Genomic DNA, 11,783 nt, shown 5'->3' on the forward strand with positions numbered 1-11,783 from the left:
CAGCAGCACCGTCGCGCCGGCCAGCGCGGCATCGGCCGTCTCGGCGTAGCGCTCCGCCCGGCCGGGCGGGGCCAGGTGCGCTGCCAGCTGCACCGCCTCGGCCAGCAACGACGCGCCGGACGGCGTCGCCCCGTCCAACGGGTCCGACGGCCGCAGCACCAACTGTTCGGCGTCGTCGGCCACGTCGAAGAACCGGCCGCCCCGGTCGGGATCGGCGAAGTGGTCGAGGGCGACGTCGAGCAGCGCCGTCGCCTCGGTCAGCCAGCCGGGATCGCCGGTGGCCTGATGCAGTGTCAGCAGCCCGGTCGCCAGCGCCGCGTGATCTTCCAGAATGCCCGCGCCGGCACCCGCCGTCCCACCGAGACCGGCGCGCCGCAGCCGCCCGCCGACGAGATGACGATCCAGGATCGCCCGTGCGCACCCGGTTGCCGCACGCAGCAGTTCGGGCATCTGCAGCGCGAAGGAGGCCTCGGCCAGGGCGGTGACCGCCAAGCCGTTCCAGGCGGTCACCACCTTGTCGTCGCGGGCGGGCTGGGGCCGCAGCGAGCGCGCCGCCAGCAGCGCGGTCCGGACCCGGTCGAACCGGGCGGTGTCGTCGGGGTCGGCGCGCAACTGCAGCACCGAGGTCCCGTGCTCGAAGGTGCCCGCGGTGGTCACACCGAACGTCCTCACCGCCCAGTCGCCGTCGTCGACGCCGAGGACCTCGCGAAGCTGATCGGCGGTCCAGACGTAGGTCAGCCCCTCCACGCCCGCCGCGTCGGCGTCCAGCGACGAGACGAACACCGGTCCGTCACGCAGCTCGTCGAGCATGAATCGGGCTGTCTGCGCGGCGATCCGGTGGGCGAACGGGTCGCCGGTGACCCGGGCCCAGTGCGCATAGACCCGCAACAGCTGGGCGTTGTCGTAGAGCATCTTCTCGAAATGCGGCACCACCCAGGCCGCGTCGACGCTGTAGCGGGCGAATCCACCGGCCAGCTGGTCGTGGAGCCCGCCGCGCGCCATCGCGGTGCAGGCGCGCGAGACCGTGTCCAGCGGCGCCTGCGCCGCGGTGCGTTCGTGGTTGCGCAGCAACGCCTCCAACAGGGCCGACGGCGGGAACTTGGGTGCCCCGCCGAACCCGCCGTCAGCGGTGTCCTCGTCGTCGAGCACCGCGGCCACCGCGCCGTCGCACACCTCGGGCGCCACCGGCGGGCCCCCACCCGGCAACCCGGAGGCCATCGAGCGCAGCTCGCCGGAGATGTGGTCGCCGGCCTGCTCGACCTCGGCGCGCCGGGTCCGCCAGGTCTCGGTGACCGCACCGAGCAGCTCCAAAAACGCCGGCTTCGGGTAGTAGGTGCCGCAGAAGAACGGTCGCCCGTCGGGGGTCAGGAAGCACGTCATCGGCCAGCCGCCCTGCCCGGTGAGCGCGACCGTGGCGTTCATGTACACCGCGTCGATGTCGGGACGTTCCTCGCGGTCGACCTTGATGCAGACGAAGTTCGCGTTCGCCACGGCCGCCACCTCGGCGTCGTCGAAGGACTCATGGGCCATCACGTGACACCAGTGGCAGGCCGCGTACCCCACCGACAACAGGATCGGCACATCGCGTCGGGCCGCCTCGGCCAGAGCCGCCGGCGTCCACTCCTGCCAGTGCACCGGGTTGCCGGCGTGCTGGCGCAGGTAGGGGCTGGTCGCGGCCGCCAACGCGTTGGTCATCGCTCAGCCCGGGTCGCGGTTGGTTCCCTCGGGGCCGGATCCGGGTGCCGCGCCGGGCCCGGCCACACCGTCGTCGATGCGCTCGGCGTCGTCTTCGTTGCCGAACGACTTCGGCAGCTTGCGCAGATGCCGGTTCATCGACCAGACCAGCAGGAAGGTACCGATCAGCAACAGCAACACCACGATCAGCCCGAACGGGCTGGCCTTACCGAAGTCCGGGCCGGTCTGCTGCGGCCCGTCCTGGGCCAGCAGTCCGGCCACCACGGCGAATCCGAGCGTCACACTCACTCACGTCCCTCGATCCCGGCGAACAGGTCGGTCTCGGGCAGCCGTACCGGCACCCGCGACCGCGCCAACTCGAACTCCTCGGTCGGCCACAGTCGATGCTGCCACTCCAGCGGCGTGGTGAAGAAAAAACTGTTCGGGTCGATCTGGGTGGCATGGGCCAGCAGCGCCTCGTCGCGCTGGGTGAAGTACTTCGCACACTCGACGCGGGTGGTCACCCGTTTGCCGAGCAGATCGTCGTCGGGATCCCATTTCTCCAGCCACTTCGCGAACGGACCCTCCTGTCCGTTGCGGACGAATTCGTCCTGGAGCACCTGCATGCGCTGCCGCAGGAAACCGTGGGTGTAGTACAGCTTGTGCACACTCCACGGCTGGCCGGCGTCGGAGTAGAGCCGATGGTCGGCGGCGGCCTCGTAGGCCGCGACGGACACCTGGTGGCAGCGGATGTGGTCGGGGTGCGGATAGCCGCCGTTCTCGTCGTAGGTGGTCATGACGTGGGGTTTGAAGTCGCGGATCACCCGCACCAGCGCCTCGGTGGGGATCTCGAGGGGCTCCAGCGCGAAACACCCCTCGGGGAGCGGCGGCAGCGGGTCCCCCTCGGGCAGGCCGGAGTCGACGAAGCCCAGCCAGTGGTGCTCGACGCCGAGGATCTCGGCGGCTCTGGCCATCTCGTCGCGGCGGATCTGGGGCATCCGGCCGTGTACCTCCGGGATGTCCATCGCCTTGTTGAGGATGTCGCCCCGTTCACCGCCGGTCAGCGTCACAACCATGACGCGCACGCCCTCGTCGACGTAGCGCGCCATCGTCGCCGCGCCCTTGCTGGACTCGTCGTCCGGGTGGGCGTGCACGGCCATCAACCGCAATTCGGTCAACCTGTTCCCTCTTAGCTGTTCACCTGCCGAGACAGTCGCGCTCGGATTCACGCTACGGTGCAACCGCGCAGACTGGCTTTATAGTTCCAGTCTCTAGTACACCCACCTGACCGACGGGCATGCAAAACGAGATGATCGAACGTCCCGAGGCCCGCTACGGGCGCCAGCGGCTGAGCAGGCGCGCCCGACGCGGGATCGCCGTCGGGTTGACGGTGCTGGTCGCGGCGGTCGGGGTGGCGATCGCGGCGGTCGCGTTCACCCGGTTCGGGTCCGGCGAGGTCGACGGTGAACTGGGCGGATACCGGGTCATCGACGACCGCACCATCGAGGTCACCTTGAGCGTCACCCGCGAGGACCCGGCTCGGCCGGTGGTGTGCATCGTGCGGGCCCGCTCCTACGACGGGACCGAGACGGGCCGGCGTGAGGTCCTGGTCCCGCCGTCGCCGGCGGCAACCGTGCAGGTCACCACCGTGGTCACGACCAGTGCGCCGGCGGTGGTCGGCGACGTCTACGGGTGCGGCACCGAGGTGCCGTCCTACCTGGTCGGCGAGTGAGCCAGAAGCTGGGCGTAGAACTCCGTACAGCGAAAACGTGAAAACCGGGTGTCGCCCCGGTGCTATCATGGAGCGATACACGGTTCCTGCTGGAGCCGTGTATTGCTGCATTTTGGGTCCTCGGGTTGAGCGCGCCCCTCGGCGGCAATACACGTACGACAGCTCCCGGTGCCGTGTCACGGCCTTCTAACGCGACATGCGCGGAAGCAACGACGACAGGAGCGCGACCACATGACCGACACCCAGGTGACCTGGCTGACCGAAGAGTCGTACGACCGACTGAAGGCGGAGCTCGACCAGCTGATCGCCAACCGCCCGGTCATCGCCGCCGAGATCAACGACCGGCGCGAGGAGGGGGACCTGCGCGAGAACGGCGGCTACCACGCCGCCCGCGAGGAGCAGGGCCAGCAGGAGGCCCGCATCCGCCAGCTGCAGGAACTGCTGAACAACGCCAAGGTCGGCGAGGCGCCCAGCCAGTCCGGTGTGGCACTGCCCGGCTCGGTGGTCAAGGTCTACTACGACGACGACGAGTCCGACACCGAGACCTTCCTGATCGCGACCCGCCAGGAAGGCCTCAGCGACGGCAAGCTCGAGGTGTACTCCCCCAACTCCCCGCTGGGCGGCGCTCTCATCGACGCCAAGGTCGGCGAGTCGCGGTCCTACACCGTGCCCAACGGCAACACCGTCAAGGTCACGCTGGTCAGCGCCGAGCCCTATCACAGCTGATCGACCGTCGGCCCGGGACCGGCACGTCCGGCCGGGCTGACCGCGCGGGGCGGCACTGCGATGGCTTAATCTCGCGGCCATGGCGCGCATCGCCGAGGACCTGTTCTTGCTGCTGCTCGACAACGCGTCGGCACAGCCCTCGCTGGACCGGCCGCGCCGTGACCACGTACTCGCCGCCGCGGTACTTCTCGACCTCGCCTACGCCGGCACGATCCGCCCGGCAATCCACGGTGACCCGGCCCCGGCGGGCCGGCTGATCGCCCTGGCCGTGCCGGGCCCGGCCGATCCGGTGGCGGCACCGGCGTTCGCGATGCTGCAGCGCAGGCCCCGCCGGCCCGCCGCCGCGGTGAAGAAGCTGGGCAAGACCACCGAGGGCCGGCTGGTCGGCCAGCTCGAGCAGCAGAGGCTGATCCGTCGCGCCGGGCAGCCGGCCGCCCGGGCGAGACGAACCTGCCCGATGCTGCTGACCAGCCGTGACAGGGTGGGCCCGGCACGCACCGCGGTGTTGAGCGCGTTGTTCGACCGGACTCCCCCGGAACCGTCGACGGCCGCGGTCATCACGCTGCTGCACTCGGTCGACGGGCTGGGCGCACTGCTCAGCCTCAACGACCGCGGTTGGCGCTGGGTGCATGCCCGGGCCGGCGAAATAGCCAGCGGCAGTTGGGTTGAGGAGTCACCGACGGGTGTGTCCGAGGTGAACCTGGCGATCACCGCTTCGGCGGTGCGCCAGGCCCTGTCCGGGATGAGCTGAGCGGTCCGGCGGTTCAGCTCAGGTGCGCCAGCGCCTGCTCCACATCGCCCAGCAGATCGGCGACGTCCTCGATGCCCACCGAGAGCCGCACGAGATCGTCGGGCACCTCCAGCTGCGATCCCGCCGTCGAAGCGTGTGTCATCGCGCCGGGATACTCGATCAGCGACTCGACCCCGCCGAGCGACTCGGCCAGGATGAATATCTCTGTGCGCGCACAGAATTCGCGGGCTGCCCGGGGCCCGCCGCGCAGCCGGACCGACACCATGCCGCCGAACGCACTCATCTGGCGGGCGGCGACGTCGTGGTTGGGGTGTGACGGCAGCCCCGGGTACAGCACCGTGTCGATCGCGGGGTGCCCCGCCAGGAAGTCCACGATCGCGGCCGCGTTGTCACTGTGTCGCTGCATCCGCAACGGCAGCGTCTTGAGCCCACGCATGGTCAGGTACGCGTCGAACGGACCCGGCACGGCACCCGCCCCGTTCTGCAGGAACGCGAAGGCGTCGTCGAGTCCCTCGTCGTTCGTCAGCAGGGCCCCACCGACCACATCGGAGTGCCCGCCGATGTACTTGGTGGTGGAATGCAACACGATGTCGGCGCCCAGCGGCAGCGGTTGCTGCAAGGCCGGCGAAGCGAAGGTGTTGTCCACCAACACTTTCACATCGCCGTTCCCGGCCTCGGATGCCAGCGTGCAGATCCCCGCGATGTCGGCCACCGACAAGAGCGGGTTGGTCGGAGTCTCCACCCAGATCAACCTGGTCGCCCCGGTGACGGCCGCGCGGACTGCGTCCAGATCGGTCAGAGCGACCGCGGTGTAGCTGATCCCCCACTGGCTGAACACCTTGTCGATGAGGCGGAAGGTACCGCCGTAGGCATCGTCGGGTATCACCATGTGGTCGCCCGGGCGCAACACTGCCCGCAGTGCGCAGTCGGTCGCGGCCATCCCCGAACTGAACGCCCGTGCGTAACCGGCCGACTCGACCGCAGCCAGCGACGCTTCCAGCGCAGACCGGGTCGGGTTGCCGGTGCGCGCGTATTCGAATCCGCCGCGCAGCCCGCCGACGCCGTCCTGGGCGAACGTCGAACTGGCATAGATCGGTGCGTTGACCACCCCGGTAGCGGGGTCCGGACGGTAACCGGCGTGGATCGCCTTGGTGGCAGGTCCGTAGGCGCTGTAGTGGTCGGCCGCACTGCGCTTCTCGCTCATGGTCGACAGGGTAGCCGTGCGAAAACCTGCGGTTGCGCGACGGGTGCCGGCATCAACGCAGGTCGGTGACACGCGGGGTGAGCGGCACGCACACCGAGGACATCACCTTGTCGGCCAGCGTCTGACGCTTGCGGTCGACCAGCGGCAGCAGGAAGCCCAGGAAGCAGGTGCCGACGTCGAGGACGTGCGCCATCTGGCGCAGCGCCGACCGGCCGAATCCGATGGGTTGCCAGGTCCGCTCGCTGACCACCTTGATCTTCACCACCGACTTGCCGATGCTCGAACCCCGGGTGCCCTGGAGATAGGCGAGATTCCAGATCAGGTATCCAGCGCTGAGCGCGGCGCCCACCCCGAAGAGCGCGACCGAGACCTCGGTGTCGGCCGAGGAGCAGGCCAGATCACTGCGGTTGTAGTACGCACAGTCCATTCCGCCGGTACCGAGCGTGACGAGTTCGAACACCGTCCAGGCGAGCACGATCGGGGCGGCGTCGATGACCCAGGCACCCATGCGCTGTATCCAGGGTGCGTATGCGCCGCTCGGCAGCCTCACCGCTGTGCCTCCCGGGGACCGGGCACGGTCAGCCGGTCGGCCGCGCGGGGGCCCGGAGTCTGCGCTCCGGAGCGCCCCACGACGGCCGTCCGCAGGCCCCTAGGGCGTTGCCGGGGCGACGGGCCCTCCGTTCATCACCCGGTAGGCGTACACCAGCAGCAACGCCGCGACCGGCAACGTCACCAGCAGCCCGACACCGCAGAGCAGGGCCCCGACGATCACCAGCGCGAGCATCGCCAGCCAGGTGAGCAGCACGGCACCGAAGTTGGCCTTGCCGGTCTCGAAACTCGACTTCAGGCCGTCGATCGGGGAGAAGTTGCGGTCGAGCACGGCGACGATGGTGAACATCAGGAAGATGCTCGCGGCCAGGCCGGGCAGAACGCAGAGGAACAGCCCGATGGAGGTGATGATGCCGACCAGCAGGCCCGCGATGACCACGTTTCCGATGCTGCGGGGCCGGAAGAACGACCCGATGGAGACCTGCTGGCCGTTGGCGATGTCGAACACTCCGCCCAGGAAGGCGGACTGGATCGCCGCGGTCACGATGAGCGAGATGATCCAACCCACGATGGCGACCAGGACGGCCGCCGGGCCGGTGGCCGAATAGGAGAACGACAACCCGCTGTCATCCGACATGTAGCTGGTGCTGCCCGGCGAGACCAGCACCTGGATGACGTTGATCAGTGCCTGTAGAGCGAAACTGATCAGCACGAAGACCAGGGTGGCCACGATCATCGGGACCGCGTTCTTGCTGAACTTGTTCCACGCCCAGCTCACTCCGGCGCCGACGCTGTAACCCGGCGCCCCTTCGTACTGCGGGTAGCCCGGAGCCGGGGGCCCGAAGCCACCCGGCTGGGGCGCTGGGGGCGGGAATCCACCGCCGGCCTGCTGGGGCGGGTATCCGGCGGGCGGCGGCGGGTAACCACCGCCGGGAGGCGGAGGCGGCGGGTAACCGCCACCGGGCGGCGGAGGCGGGGGATAGCCGCCGCCGGGAGGCGGGGGTGGCGGATAGCCACCCGGAGGTGGGGGCGGGTACCCGGACGGCGGCGGCTGCTGCCCACCGGCCGGCGGCTGCTGCCCCTCGGGCGGTGGCTGCTGCCCCTCGGGCGGTGGCTGCTGACCTCCGGGGGGTGGATAACCCTCAGGCTGAGAGGGGTTGTCTGACATAGAAACTCCTTCGGTCAGTGGTGCGGAACCGGGACACAAACTGTCGACAGGACCTTGTCGACGAGACTCTGGCGCTTAGCATCCCACAGCGGAAACAGCACCGCGATCAACCAGAGCAGAATGCAGGCGGCGATGAGGACGAGATAGACCGCCTCACGCACCACCGACATGGCGAAACCAATTGGGGTTCCACGATTTTCACTGATCAGCCGGAAACTCATAATGGATTTTCCGACACTGCTGCCTGTCACGCCCTGGCGGTAGCCGAGGTTCCAGACCAGGTAGCCCACGGCGAAGCCGGGAAAGATGCCCCAGGCCGACACCAACCCGATCGTGGACGTCTCGGTGGCACAGAACTGCCCCAGATCGTACTCGGAGATGTCGGTGATGCACGCGGTCTCCTGAGTTGCGGCCAGTACGGCCCAGCCGATCCCGATGATCAGCGAGAACGGCAGATAGTCGAGCAGCCGGGCGAACACCCGGGTGTGCCATGGGGTATAGGCCCCAGCGGCCGGGCCCGGCGGCCCCGAGAAACCCGGATACCCGGACGGCACCGAAGAAGGTGGCGGACCACCGACTGGCGGCGGCGGCTGATCGATCATCTGCGCCTTCCGTACAGGGACGAGCGATCACACCTTACCTGAGAGAATCCTTAGAGCCAGCAGATCGCGGAGCCCGTTGATCATGAAGTTGATCATGAAACCGTTCCGGCAGCCGGCGGCTTACCGTCCCGGGGCGGCGTCAGCGGCGCACACTTCCCTCGGACAGAAAACCCAGCAGGTCGTGGCGCGTCAGCACACCGGCCGGTTTGCCGTCCTCGACCACCATCACCGCGTCGCAGTCGCGCAGTGTCTTGGCGGCGTTGCTGACCAGTTCACCGGCCCCGACCAGCGGCAGCGGCGGGCCCATGTGATCGGCCACCGCATCGGCTAGCTTGGCCCGACCTTCGAACACCGCGGACAGCAGTTCGCGCTCGGAGACGCTGCCGGCCACCTCGCCGGCCATCACCGGCGGCTCGGCGCCGACGACGGGCATCTGCGACACCCCGTACTCCCGCAGGATCCCGATGGCGTCGCGCACCGTCTCCGACGGATGGGTGTGCACCAGGTCGGGTAGTTCTCCGGACTTGCCCCGCAGCACGTCGCCCACCGTGGATTCCTCGACCGTGCCGTCGAGCCGGCTGCGCAGAAACCCGTAGGACGACATCCACTCGTCGCTGAAGATCTTCGACATGTATCCGCGGCCACCGTCGGGCAGCAGCACCACCACCACCGAATCCGGCCCGGCGCGTTCGGCAACCTGGATCGCCGCGACGACGGCCATCCCGCAGGAACCGCCGACCAGCAGCGCCTCCTCGCGGGCGAGCCTGCGGGTCATCTCGAACGAATCGGCGTCCGACACCGCGATGATCTCGTCGGGCACCGACGGGTCGTAGGCCGACGGCCAGAAGTCCTCCCCGACGCCCTCGACCAGATACGGCCGTCCGGTTCCCCCCGAGTACACCGACCCTTCCGGATCCACCCCGATGACTTCGACCCGGCCGCCGGACACCTCTTTGAGGTAGCGGCCGGCGCCGCTGATGGTGCCGCCGGTGCCGACGCCGGCGACGAAGTGGGTGACCTTGCCGTCGGTGTCGGCCCAGATCTCGGGCCCCGTGGTGTCGTAGTGACTCTCGGGCCCCATCGGATTGGAGTACTGGTCGGGCTTCCAGGCACCCTCGATCTCCTCGACCAGCCGGTTGGACACGCTGTAGTAGCTGTCCGGGTGCTCCGGGGACACGGCCGTCGGGCAGACCACGACGTCGGCACCATAGGCGCGCAGTACGTTCTGCTTGTCGCCGCTGACCTTGTCGGGGCACACGAAGATGCATTTGTAGCCGCGCTGCTGGGCCACAAGCGCCAGGCCCACCCCGGTGTTTCCGGATGTCGGCTCGACGATGGTGCCGCCCGGCTGCAGCTGCCCGCTGGCCTCGGCCGCGTCGATCATCTTGATCGCGATGCGGTCCTTGGAGCTGCCGCCCGGGTTCAGGTATTCGACCTTGGCGGCCACGATGCCCGAGCCCGGCGCGACGACCGAGTTCAACTGCACCAGAGGCGTGTTACCGATGAGCTCACTGACGTGCCGGGCGATCCGCATGGGATCTATCGTCCCAGGCCCGGGCCGCGACTACCAGGTGGCCTCACGGATGTACTCGCCGATCTGCCGGATGGACCGGTTGGCTTCCTTCACCGCGGGCGCACCCAGCTGGAAAACATGCATCTGACCAGGCCAGATTCGCAGCTCCACGGGAACACCGGCCGCGGCGAGCAGCCGGGCGGCCTTGCGGGCGTCGCTGAGCAGCACCTCCGAGCCCGACACGTGGATCAGGGTGCGGGGCAGGCCCGGCTCGATGTGATCGAGTGGCTCGTAGACGTCCTCGGGCCGGCCGTCGACGATCCGGCGCTCCGCCGCCTCCTCGATGAGCTCGACCAGGGCGTGGAACGCCTTGTGCGGGAACATGGCGTCGGTGCGCACGTTGGGGTGGTCGGCGCGGGCCTCGTTGTCGATCTCGAACAGCGGCGACATCGTGACGACCGCGGCCGGGGTCTCGCCTTCGTAGCCCTCGACACCGTCGGCGAGCAGACGTTCGGCCAGCGCCAGCGACAGGTAGCCACCGGCCGAGTCGCCGGCCAGCACGATCTGGTCGGGTTCGTAGCCGGTCTCGCGCAGCCACTTGTACCCGTCGACGCAGTCGTCGAGCGCGGTGCCCACGGAGTGCTTGGGAATCATCCGGTAGTTCACCACCAGCACCGGGCTGTCGGCGAACTTCGACAGCGCGGTGACCAGCCGCCCGTGCGTGTTGACCCCGCAGGTCAGGAAGGCCCCGCCGTGCATGTAGAGGATCACGCTGCGCTTGCCGTCGGCGGGCAACACGCCCGAGGCGCGGACCAGTTGGGCGGTGCAGTTCGGCAACGAGATGGTGGCCCGAACGGTGCCCGGCGCCGGCCGCATGATCCGGGCGGCGAAATCGACCAGCCCCCAGGGCCAGGGCAGTCGCGGAGCATAGCTGCCGATGGCCAGAGTGGGCTTGATCGTCATCATCGCCGCGAGGGTCATCAGCCGCCCGGCGAGGCTCGGACCGTCCTCGACGACTTCGACGGGGGCGCCGTCACTGACCGGAAAGCGGCGCGTCTTGCGCGCTCTAGCTGGTCCTAGACCAACTCGCGCGGAGCTGGGGACCTTACTCGGTGCCGTCATCGCGACCACTTCCTACAGCGTTGTAGTGACGGATAAGTCGGGTTACTCAGACTAGCTCTCGACTTAGCTTGGCATTTGTAACCTCTATCACAATCCGTTAAACGCTTTTGATGCCGGAGTTGATACCGCACTGTGATCGCGGCCCCGTGCCGCGGCCCCGGCGCGGGCCGGCGCGGGCTCTAGAATTGCTCCGTGGGCATCAGCGGTAGTGCTCCTCACGCGCGCAGTCGCACACCAGGTCGGGTGACCGTCGCATTGGCGGCCGCAGCCACCCTGGCCTCGACAGGCTCGGCATACCTGGGTGCCCGCAACCTGCTCAGCGGGCAGGCCGACCAGGCCCGCCGGGTGATTCCGAAGTCGTGGGACGTTCCACCCCGCGCCGACGGCGTCTATCTGCCCGGTGGCGGTCCTGTCGAGCGCTGGCACCGCGGTGTCCCCTTCGACCTGCACCTGATGATCTTCGGGGACTCCACCGCCACCGGCTACGGCTGCACCGTCGCCGACGAGGTGCCCGGCGTCCTGCTGGCCCGCGGCCTGGCCGAGGAGTCCGGACAGCGCATCCGGTTGAGCACCAAGGCGATCGTCGGCGCGACGTCGAAGGGCCTGGCCGGCCAGATCGACGCGATGTTCGTCGCCGGCCCCCCGCCGGACGCGGCGGTGATCATGATCGGCGCCAACGACATCACCAAACCCAACGGGCTGGGCCCGTCGGCGCGTCGCGTCGGCCGCGCGGTGCGCCGGC

Annotated in this window: 13 protein-coding genes; 4 read left to right on the top strand and 9 right to left on the bottom strand. The window is 69.1% G+C overall.

What is annotated here, in order from left to right:
- From ACXAID_RS23865 to mca, 3 genes are all read right to left on the bottom strand, one after another.
- A partial coding sequence (locus ACXAID_RS23865) for a thioredoxin domain-containing protein (protein ID WP_475024660.1) occupies positions 1-1,695 on the bottom strand: 1,695 nt, incomplete at its 3' end.
- A gap of 3 nt (positions 1,696-1,698) precedes the next feature.
- The gene (locus ACXAID_RS23870) at positions 1,699-1,983 is read right to left on the bottom strand and encodes a hypothetical protein (RefSeq protein WP_475024661.1); all 285 of its coding nucleotides are present in this window, start codon (positions 1,981-1,983) and stop codon (positions 1,699-1,701) included.
- A complete protein-coding gene (mca, locus tag ACXAID_RS23875; RefSeq protein ID WP_475024662.1) occupies positions 1,980-2,852 on the bottom strand; it encodes a mycothiol conjugate amidase Mca in 873 nt (290 codons plus the stop codon). Before mca ends, ACXAID_RS23870 begins: the two co-directional genes overlap by 4 nt.
- Before the next feature lie 131 nt (positions 2,853-2,983).
- Here mca and ACXAID_RS23880 point away from each other — a divergent pair, with 131 nt between their 5' ends.
- From ACXAID_RS23880 to ACXAID_RS23890, 3 genes are all read left to right on the top strand, one after another.
- A complete protein-coding gene (locus ACXAID_RS23880; RefSeq protein ID WP_475024663.1) occupies positions 2,984-3,406 on the top strand; it encodes a DUF4307 domain-containing protein in 423 nt (140 codons plus the stop codon).
- Between the two features lie 231 nt (positions 3,407-3,637).
- On the top strand, positions 3,638-4,132 hold the full coding sequence (gene greA, locus ACXAID_RS23885; RefSeq protein ID WP_475024664.1) for a transcription elongation factor GreA: 495 nt from the start codon (positions 3,638-3,640) through the stop codon (positions 4,130-4,132).
- 79 nt (positions 4,133-4,211) lie between these two features.
- Positions 4,212-4,883, top strand: coding sequence for a GOLPH3/VPS74 family protein (locus ACXAID_RS23890; RefSeq protein WP_475024665.1), 672 nt, complete (start codon positions 4,212-4,214; stop codon positions 4,881-4,883).
- Positions 4,884-4,896: 13 nt separating this feature from the next.
- Here the strand turns inward: ACXAID_RS23890 and ACXAID_RS23895 are convergent, their stop codons facing one another.
- The 6 genes from ACXAID_RS23895 to ACXAID_RS23920 form a co-directional block, all read right to left on the bottom strand.
- Positions 4,897-6,087, bottom strand: a complete 1,191-nt coding sequence (locus tag ACXAID_RS23895; RefSeq protein ID WP_475024666.1) for a cystathionine gamma-synthase — start codon at positions 6,085-6,087, stop codon at positions 4,897-4,899.
- 52 nt (positions 6,088-6,139) lie between these two features.
- A complete protein-coding gene (locus ACXAID_RS23900; RefSeq protein ID WP_475024667.1) occupies positions 6,140-6,637 on the bottom strand; it encodes an RDD family protein in 498 nt (165 codons plus the stop codon).
- Positions 6,638-6,736: 99 nt separating this feature from the next.
- Positions 6,737-7,804: a hypothetical protein gene (locus ACXAID_RS23905; RefSeq protein WP_475024668.1), complete on the bottom strand. Its 1,068-nt coding sequence runs from the start codon at positions 7,802-7,804 to the stop codon at positions 6,737-6,739.
- Positions 7,805-7,818: 14 nt separating this feature from the next.
- Positions 7,819-8,406 (bottom strand): RDD family protein, encoded by a 588-nt coding sequence (locus ACXAID_RS23910; RefSeq protein ID WP_475024669.1) that lies wholly within the window; start codon positions 8,404-8,406, stop codon positions 7,819-7,821.
- 139 nt (positions 8,407-8,545) lie between these two features.
- Positions 8,546-9,940, bottom strand: a complete 1,395-nt coding sequence (locus ACXAID_RS23915; protein ID WP_475024670.1) for a cystathionine beta-synthase — start codon at positions 9,938-9,940, stop codon at positions 8,546-8,548.
- A 30-nt stretch (positions 9,941-9,970) separates the two neighbouring features.
- Positions 9,971-11,041, bottom strand: a complete 1,071-nt coding sequence (locus ACXAID_RS23920; RefSeq protein WP_475024671.1) for an alpha/beta hydrolase — start codon at positions 11,039-11,041, stop codon at positions 9,971-9,973.
- Positions 11,042-11,239: 198 nt separating this feature from the next.
- Here ACXAID_RS23920 and ACXAID_RS23925 point away from each other — a divergent pair.
- On the top strand, positions 11,240-11,783 hold a 544-nt coding region (locus tag ACXAID_RS23925), incomplete at its 3' end, for a GDSL-type esterase/lipase family protein (protein ID WP_475024672.1).

The organism is Mycobacterium sp. ABE4_509 (genome assembly GCF_056160785.1).